11 protein-coding genes are annotated in these 12,277 nt (G+C 67.6%); 8 read left to right on the forward strand and 3 right to left on the reverse strand.

The genetic code is table 11. The features are described 5' to 3' along the window. Positions 1-10: 10 nt before the first annotated feature. Positions 11-763, reverse strand: coding sequence for a 3-oxoacyl-ACP reductase FabG (gene fabG, locus DES41_RS22385; protein WP_114469872.1), 753 nt, complete (start codon positions 761-763; stop codon positions 11-13). A gap of 43 nt (positions 764-806) precedes the next feature. Beyond that, entirely contained in the window at positions 807-1,943 is a 1,137-nt protein-coding gene (locus DES41_RS22390; protein WP_114469873.1) for an acyl-CoA dehydrogenase family protein, read from the reverse strand. A gap of 184 nt (positions 1,944-2,127) precedes the next feature. On the opposite strand from DES41_RS22390, the gene DES41_RS22395 reads away from it, so the two are divergent. The 8 genes from DES41_RS22395 (at position 2,128) to DES41_RS22430 (ending at position 11,629) form a co-directional block, all read left to right on the forward strand. Beyond that, positions 2,128-3,114, forward strand: coding sequence for a tripartite tricarboxylate transporter substrate binding protein (locus tag DES41_RS22395; protein WP_114469874.1), 987 nt, complete (start codon positions 2,128-2,130; stop codon positions 3,112-3,114). Positions 3,115-3,118: 4 nt separating this feature from the next. Beyond that, on the forward strand, positions 3,119-3,982 hold the full coding sequence (locus DES41_RS22400; protein WP_114469875.1) for a MaoC family dehydratase: 864 nt from the start codon (positions 3,119-3,121) through the stop codon (positions 3,980-3,982). Beyond that, positions 3,972-5,561: an AMP-binding protein gene (locus DES41_RS22405; RefSeq protein ID WP_114469876.1), complete on the forward strand. Its 1,590-nt coding sequence runs from the start codon at positions 3,972-3,974 to the stop codon at positions 5,559-5,561. Before DES41_RS22400 ends, DES41_RS22405 begins: the two co-directional genes overlap by 11 nt. Continuing rightward, the gene (locus DES41_RS22410) at positions 5,558-6,727 is read left to right on the forward strand and encodes an acetyl-CoA acetyltransferase (RefSeq protein ID WP_114469877.1); all 1,170 of its coding nucleotides are present in this window, start codon (positions 5,558-5,560) and stop codon (positions 6,725-6,727) included. Before DES41_RS22405 ends, DES41_RS22410 begins: the two co-directional genes overlap by 4 nt. After that, positions 6,724-7,140, forward strand: coding sequence for a Zn-ribbon domain-containing OB-fold protein (locus DES41_RS22415; protein ID WP_114469878.1), 417 nt, complete (start codon positions 6,724-6,726; stop codon positions 7,138-7,140). Before DES41_RS22410 ends, DES41_RS22415 begins: the two co-directional genes overlap by 4 nt. 27 nt (positions 7,141-7,167) lie before the next feature. Further along, positions 7,168-7,989 (forward strand): IclR family transcriptional regulator domain-containing protein, encoded by an 822-nt coding sequence (locus DES41_RS22420; RefSeq protein WP_114469879.1) that lies wholly within the window; start codon positions 7,168-7,170, stop codon positions 7,987-7,989. A gap of 976 nt (positions 7,990-8,965) precedes the next feature. Beyond that, a complete protein-coding gene (locus DES41_RS37910) occupies positions 8,966-9,394 on the forward strand; it encodes a hypothetical protein (RefSeq protein WP_147282923.1) in 429 nt (142 codons plus the stop codon). A gap of 657 nt (positions 9,395-10,051) precedes the next feature. After that, positions 10,052-11,629: a methyl-accepting chemotaxis protein gene (locus DES41_RS22430; protein ID WP_245965821.1), complete on the forward strand. Its 1,578-nt coding sequence runs from the start codon at positions 10,052-10,054 to the stop codon at positions 11,627-11,629. A gap of 130 nt (positions 11,630-11,759) precedes the next feature. On the opposite strand, the gene DES41_RS22435 is transcribed toward DES41_RS22430, so the two are convergent. Next, positions 11,760-11,963 carry a hypothetical protein gene (locus tag DES41_RS22435; protein WP_114469882.1) on the reverse strand — a complete coding sequence of 68 codons (204 nt, stop codon included), beginning with the start codon at positions 11,961-11,963 and terminating at the stop codon, positions 11,760-11,762. Positions 11,964-12,277: the final 314 nt, after the last annotated feature.

Here is a 12,277-nt window from a genome sequence, read left to right on the forward strand (position 1 = left end):
GCGCTGCTCCTCAGCCGCTGAAGCGGCCGCCGCTCACGTGGATGGTCTCGCCCGTGATGTAGCCGCCGTACTCCGAGGCCAGGTACAGGATGGCGCCGGCCACGTCTTGCGGCGTTCCGATGCGCGGCACGGAGTTGCGCGCCAGCGCCGCGTCGCGCAGCCGCTCGTACGTCGGCAGCGCGCGCACCAGCTCGGTCTCGATGAAGCCCGGGGCGATGGCATTGGCCGTGATGTTGAACTTGCCCTGCTCCAGCGCCAGCGCGCGTGTGAAGCCGATCAACCCGGCCTTGGCCGCCGAGTAGTTGGTCTGGCCCGGGTTGCCCCAGTGCGCGCGCGAGGAGATGTTGATCACGCGGCCCCACTTCTGGGCCATCATGGTCGGCAGCGCGGCGCGGGTGCACAGGTAGGCGCCCTTGAGCACGGTGTCGATCACCGCGTCCCAGTCGGCCATCGGCATCTTGAGCAGGTACTTGTCGCGCGTGAAGCCGGCGTTGTTGACGAGGATGTCGACCTTGCCGAAGGCCGCCACGGCGCGCTCCACCAGCTGCTGCACCTGCGCCTCGTCGCAGACGTCGGCGTGCACCGCCAGGGCCTCGTGGCCTTGGGCACGCAGTTCGGCGGCCGTGCCCTCGGCCACGGCCTCGTCGATGTCGGTCACGACGACGCGTACGCCTTCCTGTGCCAGTGCGGTCACGGCGGCGCGGCCGATGCCGCGGCCCGAGCCGGTCACGATGGCCACGCGGCCCTTCAGTTGCAGATCCATGTCGATCCTCGGGTGGTTGAAATCGGTGGTGGGCAGCCGGGTGTCACAGCGTGCGGCTGATGATCTCTTTCATCATTTCGGACGAGCCGCCGTAGATGCGGTTGGGCCGCACGTCGGCATAGGCGCGGGCGATCGGGTACTCGCGCATGTAGCCGTAGCCGCCGAACATCTGCAGCAGGTCGTCGATGGCGGCGGTGGCCTCGCTCGCCCAGAGCTTGGCCATGGCCGCGCCGTCGGCGTCGAGCCGCTGGGCCATGTGCTCGGCCACGCACTGGTCCACGAACGCGCGTGTGGCGGCGGCCAGCGTCTTGATCTCGGCCAGCTTGAACTTGGTGTGCTGGTTGGCGATCAGCGGCTTGCCGAAGGTCTGGCGTTCCCGGGTGTAGGCGATGGTCCAGTCCAGTGCCGCCTCGAGTGCGGTGGCGCAGCGCAGCGCAATCATGAGGCGCTCCTGCACCAGGCCGTGCATGAGGTAGCCGAAGGCCTGGTTCTCCGCGCCGACCAGGTCGGCTTCGGGCACGAAGACCTGCTCGAAGAACAGCTCGGCCGTGTCCTGCGCGCGCTGGCCGATCTTGTCGAGCAGCCGTCCCTTGGCGAAGCCGGGTGAGGCGGTGTCGACCCAGAACAGGCTCATGCCCCTGGCGCCGGCCTCGGGCTGCGTCTTGGCCACCACCAGCACGCGGTCGGCGTGGTGGCCGTTGGTGATGAAGGTCTTCTGGCCATCCAGCCGCCAGCCGCCGTCCACGCGGCGCGCGGTGGTGCGGATGGCCTTCAGGTCGCTGCCGGCCGAGGGCTCGGTCATGGCGATCGAGGCCACCACCTCGCCCGATGCCATCTGCGGCAGCCAGAGCGCCTTCTGGGCCTCGGTGCCGAATTCGACGAGGTAGGGCGCCACGATGTCCGAGTGCGTGGTGAAGCCGGTCACGCCGGTGGCCAGCGCACGCGCGATCTCCTCGACCACGATGGCCGTGTGCAGGAAATCGCCACCGCCGCCGCCGTGTTCCGCCGGCGCCATCGGCAGCAGCAGGCCCGCGCTGCCGGCCCGGCGCCACAGTTCGCGCGGCACCAGGCCCTGCTCCTCCCAGGCTGCGTGGCCGGGCGTGATTTCCTGCGCGATGAAGCGGCGCACGGTGTCTCGGAACTGTTCGTGGTCGGGGGAGAAGAGCGTTCTTCGGTGCATGGAAAGGACCCGTGTTGGAAGTGGGCGCGGGGCCGGTCTGCAGCCGCTTGAACCTGCTGTCGACCGTATTGACTTTCCCCAAACCACGTCTTAAATTGACCGCCAGGCGGATGTGTGTGACCGGTATTAGAAGACTATTGTCCGCTCGGCGGGCGTTCAACGGGGTAATCCCTAGGGAGACAAGATGGCCAGATTCAAATCCCTGCGCACGGCGGCGGCCGTAGCGCTCTTTGCCATGGCGGCCTGCGCGGTTGGCGTGGCCGGCGCGAACGACATCACGCCCGGCAAGCCGCTGCGCATCATTGCGCCGGCCGCGCCGGGCGGCATCCTCGACCAGACCAGCCGCATCGTGGCCAAGTCGCTGTCCGAGGTGCTCAAGCAGCCGGTGATCGTGGAGAACGTGGCCGGCGCCGGCGGCACGCTGGGCATCCAGGCCGCGCTGCGGGCCGAGCCCGATGGACACACGCTGGTGATGGGCAGCCTGGGGCCCAACGCCGCCAACTACACGCTGCAGGACAAGCTGCCCTACAAGCCGGACGACCTGGCGCCCGTGATCCACGTGCTGTCCATGCCCAACGTGCTGGTGGCCAGCCCGCCGCTGGGCGCCAGGACCATGGCCGAGCTCAAGGCCTTGGCGCAGAGCAAGCCCAAGGGGCTGTCGATGGCGGTGTCGACGAGCGGGTCGTCGGGCCACCTGACGGGCGAGCTGATCAAGGCGCGCGCGGGCATCCAGGCCGTCAACATCATCTACCGCGGTGCGGCGCCGGCGCTGACCGATCTGATGGGCGGGCAGGTCGACATCATGGTGGACAACCTCATCACCGCGCTGCCGCTGGTCCGCGCCGGCAAGCTCACGCCAATCGCCGTGACCACGCGCGAGCGCATCCCCGAACTGCCGCAAGTGCCCACGCTGATCGAGTCCGGCCTGCCGGACATCGAGGTGACGGTGTGGCTGGGCCTGTTCGTTTCGGCCAAGACGCCGCCGGCCACCGTGGCGGCGCTGAACCGCGAACTGCAGAAGGTGCTGTCGTCCCCCGAAATCCGCCACAGCTTCGCGGAGAAGGGCGGCGTGCCGGTCGGCGGATCGCCGCAGGCCTTCCAGGGCTTCGTGGCGACCGAGACCGCGCGCTGGGAGCAGGTGATCCGCTCCGCCAACCTGAAGGCCGAGTGACACGATGGCGATCGACTACCAGACCCTGAAGAACTGGCCCATCGCGGACCAGCTGAGCCGCTACACGCGCGAGGACTGCATCCGCTACGCGCTGAGCCTGGGCTATGGCGAGGACCCGATGGACGCCGCCGAGCTGCCCTTCGTCTACGAAGACGGGTTGCGCGCCGTGCCATCGATGGTCACCGTGCTCGGCGCGCCCGGCGCCTGGGCGACCGACCCGGGCACCGGCATCGACTGGCTGCGCATCCTGCACGGCGAGCACCGCATGGTGCTGCACGCCAGCCTGCCGCCCGAGGGCTGCCTGCGCAGCCACACGCGCGTGACGGCGGTGGTCGACAAGGGCCAGGGCCGCGGCGCGCTGGTCGTCACCACGCGCGAGGTCAGCGACGACGCCAACGGCCGGCTCCTGGCCACCATCGAGCACACCTCGTTCTGCCGCGCCGACGGCGGCTTCGGCCCGGGCGACGACGCGCCGGCCGCGCTGCCCGCGGTGCCGCCCGAGCCGGCCGATGCCACAGTGCAGCTGCGCACCGCACCCAGCGCGGCTCTGCTGTACCGGCTCAATGGCGACCGGAACCCGATCCATGCTGACCCGGGCGCGGCCCGCAGCGCGGGCTTCGAGCGGCCCATCCTGCACGGCCTGTGCACCTACGGCATGGCCGTGCGGGCGGTGCTGCGCGCCTGCTGCGGCAACCGGCCGGAGCGGCTGGGCAGCTTCGCGCTGCGCTTCTCGGCGCCGTTCATCCCGGGCGAGACGCTCGCGGTGGAGATCTGGCGCCGCGGCGCGCAGGTGCAGTTCCGCGCCTCGGCGCTCGAACGGGGGCAGGCCGTGCTGACGCACGGGCTGGCAACGGTTCATGGCGCATAGTCCCTCCGCCGTGGCGCCGCGCGCGCACGACTGCCTGGCGCGCAACGCCGCCGCCGATCCGCAGGGCATCGCCTACCGGCTGCTGCAGAGCGGCCAGGCGGTGACCTGGGCCGAACTCGAACAGCGCTCGCGCCGCTGCGCCGCGCTGCTGCTGGCGCGCGGACTGCGCACGGGCGACGCGGTGGCGATCTACCTGGACAACCACCTGCGCTACTTCGAGCTGCTGTGGGCGGCGCACCGCATCGGCCTGTACTACACCACCGTCAGCCGGCACCTGAAAGCCCCTGAAGTGCTGTACATCGTGCGCGACTGCGGTGCGAGGGCGCTGTTCAGTTCCGCAGACCTGATGGACGCCGACGGTGCGCTCGTGCAGGGCACGGCCGGGCTGCACCGCTTCTGCCTGGAGGGTGCAGTGCCGGGATTCGACGACTACGAGGCCGCGCTGCAAACGGTGCCAGCCGACGTGGACCTGCCCGACACGCCCGAGGGCACGGACTTCTGCTATTCGTCGGGCACCACTGGCCTGCCCAAGGGCATCAAGCGGCCGCTGGCCAGCGCCAACCGGCACTTCGTGGCCGAGCCCAATCCGCGCATGCACTGGAAAACGTTCGACCGCGACACGGTCTACCTGTCGACGGCGCCCTTCTATCACACGGCCCCCGTGCGCTGGAACATGAACGTGATGCGACAGGGCGGCAGCTGTGTGCTGATGGAGCGCTTCGACGCGCAGGCCGCGCTGGCCGCGATCGCGCGCTTTCGCGTCACGCACAGCCAGTGGGTGCCGACCATGTTCATCCGCCTGCTGCGCCTGTCCGAGGCCGAGCGCCGGGCGCACGACCTGTCCAGCCTGCGCGTGGCCGTGCACGCTGCGGCGCCGTGCCCGGTGTGGGTCAAGCAGGCCATGATCGACTGGTGGGGGCCCATCCTCTTCGAGTTCTACAGCGGCACCGAACTCGTGGGCCGCACCTCGCTCGATTCGCACGAGTGGCTGGCGCACCCGGGCTCGGTCGGCATCCCCGAGTTCGGCGCGGTGCACATCCTGGGCGAGGACGGCAGCGCGCTGCCGGCCGGCGCGCCTGGCGTGATCTGGTTCTCGGGCGGGCCGGCGTTCGAATACCACGGCGACCCGGCGAAGACGCGGCAGGCCTACAACGCGCAGGGCTGGGCCACCTACGGCGACATCGGTTACCTGGACGCCGACGGCTTCCTGTACCTGACCGATCGGCTGGCCAACATGATCATCTCGGGCGGCGTGAACATCTATCCGCAGGAGACCGAGAACGTGCTGGGCCAGCACGCCGCCGTGCATGACGTGGCCGTGGTCGGCGTGCCGAACGAGGAGTTCGGCGAGGAGGTCAAGGCGGTGGTGCAGCTGCGCCACGGCCAGGCGCCCTCGGACGCGCTGGCGCAGGAACTCATCGCCTGGTGCCGCGCGCGGCTGTCGCCGATCAAATGCCCGCGCAGCGTGGACTTCACCGCCACACTGCCGCGCACCGAGACCGGCAAGCTGCTCAAGCGCGAGGTCAGGCGCGCCTACTGGCCGCAGGCCGCATCCGTTTCAACCGCACCACCGACATGACACGACGCTCTCCGCTTTCCTCCTCGGTCGCCATCGCCGGCGTGGCCGAATCCGATCTCGGCAAGGTGCCCGGCAAGACCGCGCTGGAGCTGCAGGCCCAGGCCGCGCGCGCCGCGCTGGCCGACGCCGGACTGCGCCTGCGCGATGTCGATGCCATCTTCGCCCACACCGACGACCGCTTCAGCGGCCTGCAGCTCGGCGAATACCTGGGCCTCACCCCGCGCTACCTGGACAGCAGCAACGTCGGCGGCATGTCCAACCTCATGCACATCCGCCATGCCATGGCCGCCATCGCCGCCGGCTTCTGCGAGGTGGCGCTGGTCACCTACGGCAGCACCCAGCTGTCCGATGGCTCGCGCAAGCTGACCGGGCTGGTGGAAGACCCGCGCTCGCCCCGCGGGCAGTTCATCGTGCCGCACGGGCAACTGAGCCCGATCGGCTACTACGCCATGGTGGCGCAGCTGCACATGCACCGCTACGGCAGCCGGCCGGCCGACCTGGCCGAGATTGCGGTGGCCGCGCGCCAGTGGGCCAACCTGAACCCCAAGGCTTACCGCCGGGGGCCGCTGACGCTGGACGACGTGAACGCCTCGCCGGTGGTGGCCGCGCCGCTGCGCCAGCGCGACTGCTGCCTCGTGACCGATGGCGGCGGCGCGCTGGTCGTCACCAGCGCGGAGCGCGCGCGGGATCTGGCCCGCATGCCGGTTTATGTCAAGGGCATCGCCGAGACCTTCTCACACCACTACACGCCGCTGGAGCTGGACGACTGGCTCGACACGCGCGTGGCCGAGACGGCCGACGAAGCCTTCGCGATGGCCGGCATCTCGCGCGGCGACATCGACGTGGTTCAGATCTACGACCACTTCACCATCGGCGTGCTGCAGTCGCTCGAAGAGCTGGGCTTCTGCGCACGCGGCGAGGGCAAGGACTTCGTCAAGGGCGGCCGGCTGGCGCCCGGCGGCGACTTCCCGATCAACACCTCGGGCGGCGGGCTGTCGTACGGCCACCCCGGCATGTTCGGCATCTTCCTGGTCATCGAAGCCGTGCGCCAGCTGCGCGGCGAATGCGGCGAGCGCCAGCTCTCGCATGCCCACCACGCCCTGTGCCACGCGCCCGGCCTGGTGTTCTCGGCCAACACCACCATGATCCTGGGGACCATCGCATGAACGCCGCAGCCCGCCCCGCACCCGTGCCGACCGAGGCCACCCAGCCGTTCTGGGACGCCACCGCACAAGGCATTCTGCTGGTGCAGCGCTGCGGCGCCTGCCGCCGCGTGCAGTCGATCCCCCGGCCGTTCTGCAGGCACTGCGGCGCCGAGTCGCCGCAGTGGGAGCGCAGCACGGGCCTCGGCCGCATCTACACCTTCGCGGTGAACCACCGCGCCGCCAATGCGCACATGGCCGACAAGCTGCCCTACGTGGTGGCGGTGGTGGAACTCGACGAAGGCGCACGCCTGATGGCCAACATCGTCGATGTCGCCCCTGACTGCGTGCGCATCGGCGACCGCGTGCAAGTGCGCTTTCTGCGCATGGGCGACGGCCTGTGTCTTCCCCAGTTTGCGCCGACAGGCGCCACCTAGAATCGCGGACCGAAAAGAAGCGTTTCTATGGCAACTCCTGAAAGCGATGGTTTCGTCCGCTCGTTCGCCCGTGGCCTGAGCGTCATCGAAGCGATGGGTTCCGGCACGGGCGTGCACACAGTGGCCTCTGTCGCCGCGAGCACGCAGCTGCCGCGCACGGTGGCACGCCGCATCCTGATGACGCTCACCGAACTGGGGTTCACGGTCACAGACGGCAAGAGCTTTCGGCTGACGCCCAAGATTCTGAATCTGGGCATGACCTACCTGACCTCACTGCCGTTCTGGGGCGTGGCCCAGGAGGTGCTCGAGCAGCTCTGCGCCGAAGTCAAGGAGTCGGTCGCGCTATCGGCCTTCGACGGCCAGCACAGCATCTACCTGCTGCGCATTCCCTCGCGCAAGGTCATGTCGTTGCGCCTGGGCGTGGGCAGCCGGTTGCCGGCCTATGCCACCTCGCCGGGGCGCGTGCTGCTGGCCTGGCAAGACGAGGAAGCGCTGGAGCGCTACCTCGCGACCGTGGAGCTCAAACCCTGCACGCGCAAGACCGTGGTGACGCGTGAAGCGCTGCGGGCGCGGCTGGCCGAGGTGCAGGACAAGGGCTATGCCTGGGTCGATGGCGAATTCGATGAATCAGTCTGCGGGCTTTCCGTCCCTGTACGCGGTGATGCCGGGCAGGTGGTGGCGGCGCTCAATGTGAACCTGTTGTCGGGCGAAGGCACAGAGGCCAAGGCCATCAAGCGGCTGTTGATGCCGCTGCGCGAGGCTGCCGAGCGACTGCGCGCCATGGCGCCCAATTTCTTGGGTTCCATCGGGCAGACCAGTTCGCGCCAAGCGGCCTCATTGGCGCCCTAACTAGTTTGGTACCTGCGAAGGCACTGATCCACATCGAAAGAGACTGCGGTTGTGCGGCTTCTCGGTGGTGTTGACGAACTTCGAGGAAAAGCCATAGGCTCAGTGCGCCATCGACCTTCGGAGGCTGCGTGGATCTTGATCCACTATCGGCAGCCGTGCTGGCCGTCAGTCGTCGGAACGGTCGCAAGCAAGTCGAGTCCACCGCTGGCCGGTAATTCTCTGGGCCAGACTGGCAAGGTGGCACACGCACATCGCGGATTAGCACGGACCGCCGATGATGGACCGGCTCGCTTCTCCAAGTGAGTCTTGGGCGGACGGGTAGTTGGTCCTCGATCGCTCACCCGCGGCCGAGGCCGAGTCGAGCAGGGTGGGCGCCGATCGTTGAACGTCAGGCGATCCGAGTTACCCGCCGCACAGGTGGATCTCGGTCAACCCACATTTCCTGCCACCAGACTGCAAACCGCTACAAGCAACGTCGTCGCCTGCGGAAGAAGCTCGCCCTGCAGGCTCTCTCGGCTTTCCGAGCTGCACCAGCTAGGGAGCGGCCGCCTGCGCAGCGCATCGCGGGCGAAGACGCTGTTCGAGCCCTCTGGTTGTATGCCGGCAGTGCACGCGCTGCTCCCACACGGCCTAGAGCTGCTACCCATCGGCCAGGAGGACCTTGGGCCGCGACCGTCGCGGCGTCGATTCCGCGTTCTCGGTATATGCGCCCGCAACAGATCCGCAAAGAATGTCTGCAGCTGCGGCATGCATCTCCTAAGAAACGGGCATGTCAAGGTCAGACGGCCGGGTGTGTGCTTCCACCCGGCCGTCGCTTTTGGCTTTGTCGCGACGTCACCTGAACCATCTGCAACCATCTCCGCCTCTTGCTTGCCGACTGCCTTCTGTCCTACCGTTTCGAGCTGACCAGCCTCCTAGGCTGTGGGTGTTCCTCGCAGCACCACTCGGCGCAGCGGATCACTTTTGAAGGACATGAATGAAGAAGCTTCTTTTGGCAACCAGCATCGTGATTGCACAAGCCGCCAGCATGACGGCTTTCGCACAGAGCACGTCGGGCGGTACGAACAGTACGCCAAACACCTCCGTGCAGGCCAATGGGGAAAAAGGCAACGCCCCAGCCGGCCCCAAGCCCGATATGGCAGGCACCAACGCGCCCGGTGCGGCCGCCAACAGCAGTTCGGCGGCCAGTCGCGGTACAGTGCCTGCGCCGACAACCGCAACGATGGGCGAAAAGGCGCGCACGCCAACTGAGCGCAAGCCTGCCACCGGATCTGCTGACACGGCGGGGCGCCCCTCAACCGGTGAGCGCAAGGCCGCTCCGGCGCCCTCTGCCGAAGCCAACGGCGAGAAGGCGGACAAGAAGGGTGGCGTCGGCGACATGAAGCCCGCCGCTCCTGCCAAGTGATTTGATCCGCGGGGCCCAGAAGCCACGGTGGTCTTCTGAGCTCCGTGTTTGGCCTGCAGTCTGTTAACGCACCTGTACTCCAAGTCACCACCGGTGTCCTCTAAGACTGCATCGCGAGCAACGTGATGCCTGCTGAGGGACGGTGTGCCGAGGAATGTCAGACGACCGGTCCTGCTGCGGCAGTACAGTTTGAAGGTTGTCCGTCCAACCCGTCACGCATGACGTTGTTCAAGCACTCTATCCATACGGGGCGCTACCGCATCGCCCGGCAGCCACGCCTTTACAGGGGGCGTCGCGCGGCCGCATGGACAAAGCTCGAGGTCGCATTCTCGGTGCCAGAACCCGCACTCAGCTTCTGGGAGTTGGCCGACGCGTTGGAAAAAGGTGAGTGGAGCCCAGCCGAGCACCCGCACACGTTCCTCAGGTATTGCATCAGGCAGGGCTGGCTGGAGCGCGTGTAGCCGAGCGTCCCTTTCTTGTCCAGGACCCGCTTGCTGCTGTGCTCGCATACGTTCGGCCTCTCTGCGAACACCTCTTCGAGCCTCCCGTAGTCCGGACGTCGTTGCCGCGGCGCGACAGCTTGCGCAAAAGCATTAGGGACCGTGAAGCCAAGCCAGTACATATGTGCACGTCTTGAAAACCCAAATGGTCGTGCCCATGAAACCTGGATCTTTCGGCATCGCGCAACGTTTGTGCCTCGTCGCCGCCGTGCTTGGACTTGCCCTGATCGGCGTGGTGGTCTACGCGAAGGTGGAGCTGGACGGGATGTCCGGCTCTGCCCACAGCATGGAGCACATCCGAGTGCCGCAGATGCAGCGCATCGCCCAGACCGAGCTGAATGTGACCAGGGTGTCGCTGCAATTGCGGCACGCCATCCTCGCCCGCAGTGCGCAGGAGCAATCCACCTCGATCGCAGACATCGGCGAGAAGCGCAAGGCCATGGACGAGGCCCTGGCGCAGTACGCCCGAAGCACGTCAGCAGAGGGACTGGCCCGGTTCTCCGTCATTGCGCCACTGGTGGCGAAGTTTTGGCAAGTCGGCGAGCGCAACCTCGTCCTGATCCGAAACGACCACAAGGCCGAGGCCTTCGCCTACCTCGTCGACGAGGTGATCCCCGTGCGCAATCAGCTGCTGTCAGCGCTCGCTGATTCGGTGCGATTCCAGGAAGACGCTCTCCGCGCCGACCTGGCCACTGTCGGGGGGAACGCCGTCAGCACGTTCCGGGTTCTGGTCGCCCTGGTGGTGACCACCATCATCGGCCTCGCGCTGTTTGCCTGGTACATCTCACGGACTTTGCGGCGCCGAGTGCGTCTGTCGCGCGCAGTTGCCGAGAGCGTGCGGGACGGCGAGTTGGGTCTGCAGGTCCACGACCTCGAAAGGGACGAGTTCTCGCCGCTCCTGGCGGCTCTGCGGGACATGCAGCTTTCGCTCAGCCGGGTGGTGTCGGACGTTCGAAGCAGCGCAGAAAGCGTCGCGAGCGCCAGCGTGCAGATCTCCCAAGGCAACTCCGATCTGAGCCAACGCACCGAGCAACAGGCCAGCACGCTGCAGACAACGGCGGCCTCGATGGAGGAGTTGAGTGCCGCAGTGCGGCAGAACGCGGACAGTGCTGTTCAGGCCAATCAGCTCGCCCAAGGTGCCAGCGCTGTCGCCTCGCGGGGCGGCGACGTGGTGGGCCAGGTCGTCGAGACGATGAAAGGCATCAATGACAGCTCGCGCAAGATCGTCGACATCATTGGCGTCATCGACGGCATCGCCTTCCAGACCAACATCCTTGCGCTGAATGCAGCCGTTGAAGCGGCGCGAGCGGGCGAGCAAGGGCGCGGCTTTGCTGTGGTGGCCAGCGAAGTCCGCAGCCTTGCGGGACGGTCAGCGGAGGCGGCCAAGGAGATCAAGGCGCTCATCTCGGCCAGCGTGCAGCGCGTTGAGCAGGGCAGCCAACTGGTGGACCAGGCTGGCACCACCATGGCGCAGATCGTCGATGCCATCCAACGTGTGACGGACATCATTGGGGAAATCAGCGCTGCCAGCAGCGAGCAGAGCAAGGGCGTCGGCCAGGTCGGTCAAGCCATCACCGTGATGGACCACGCCACCCAACAGAACGCAGCTCTGTTTGAAGAGAGCGCTGCAGCCGCTGCCAGCTTGAGCACACAGGCCCAGAACCTGGTGCATGCCATGGCAGTCTTTCGGCTGACCGGCAGCAGCTCCCAGGTGAGGCTTCTGACCGCTGGCTAAGCAAGACCGGATGAAGTGCAGCGCAAGCGGTGAGGCCGGCCCATGCCCGACCCAGGTCGCCGCGCAGCGAGGTGTAGCCCGTCACCCCCGGTCGGCCGAGCGTCGCGTTCTTCGCGCGGTCCCGCTGCGCTCAGGCCGTGGCCGGCTCTTGCGCCAGTTCCTTGTCGCGCCTTTCCACCCAGTGGCTGCCCTCACCGTGCGCCGCCAGGGCCTCGGCAAGTCTGATCTTCAGGAGCCAACGGTTCATCAACGAGGCTTCCATCCATTCGCACACAAACCGCTGGCCGTCGATGCGAGCAACGCCGCCAGTGCCAGAAATCCTGATCTGCTTCATGGCTCCAAGGGTAACCACCAAGGCCGAATCTGGCTGTGAGCCTTGTCACGACTTCTGTGTCGACAATTTCGCCAATGCGCCGGAAGCCCCCACGCAGCCACCATAGACCTTGGACCTCCCTGAGTCTTGCTGCAGGGTGTCGTTCGAAGCTTGGGCGACCGGCGGTCTTTCCGGCATTGGCCACATGGCGCCACCGCCGGGACTGGAAAGATGCGGTGTCCACGCTGCGCGGGACTGCGGCCTCGAAGCGACGCGGTCGTTCAGCAAGGCCATTCCTGGAGCGGGCTGCTCGCCTATGCTGGAAGGATGCACTC

The organism is Pseudorhodoferax soli (genome assembly GCF_003337555.1).
Taxonomy (GTDB): Bacteria; Pseudomonadota; Gammaproteobacteria; order Burkholderiales; family Burkholderiaceae_C; genus Pseudorhodoferax; species Pseudorhodoferax soli.

Excerpts from the sequence above, each read along its gene's own strand:
- fabG (WP_114469872.1), bottom strand. The coding sequence starts at position 763 with ATGGATCTGCAACTGAAGGGCCGCGTGGCCATCGTGACCGGCTCGGGC.
- DES41_RS22390 (WP_114469873.1), bottom strand. The coding sequence starts at position 1,943 with ATGCACCGAAGAACGCTCTTCTCCCCCGACCACGAACAGTTCCGAGAC.
- DES41_RS22395 (WP_114469874.1), top strand. The coding sequence starts at position 2,128 with ATGGCCAGATTCAAATCCCTGCGCACGGCGGCGGCCGTAGCGCTCTTT.
- DES41_RS22400 (WP_114469875.1), top strand. The coding sequence starts at position 3,119 with ATGGCGATCGACTACCAGACCCTGAAGAACTGGCCCATCGCGGACCAG.
- DES41_RS22405 (WP_114469876.1), top strand. The coding sequence starts at position 3,972 with ATGGCGCATAGTCCCTCCGCCGTGGCGCCGCGCGCGCACGACTGCCTG.
- DES41_RS22410 (WP_114469877.1), top strand. The coding sequence starts at position 5,558 with ATGACACGACGCTCTCCGCTTTCCTCCTCGGTCGCCATCGCCGGCGTG.
- DES41_RS22415 (WP_114469878.1), top strand. The coding sequence starts at position 6,724 with ATGAACGCCGCAGCCCGCCCCGCACCCGTGCCGACCGAGGCCACCCAG.
- DES41_RS22420 (WP_114469879.1), top strand. The coding sequence starts at position 7,168 with ATGGCAACTCCTGAAAGCGATGGTTTCGTCCGCTCGTTCGCCCGTGGC.
- DES41_RS37910 (WP_147282923.1), top strand. The coding sequence starts at position 8,966 with ATGAAGAAGCTTCTTTTGGCAACCAGCATCGTGATTGCACAAGCCGCC.
- DES41_RS22430 (WP_245965821.1), top strand. The coding sequence starts at position 10,052 with ATGAAACCTGGATCTTTCGGCATCGCGCAACGTTTGTGCCTCGTCGCC.
- DES41_RS22435 (WP_114469882.1), bottom strand. The coding sequence starts at position 11,963 with ATGAAGCAGATCAGGATTTCTGGCACTGGCGGCGTTGCTCGCATCGAC.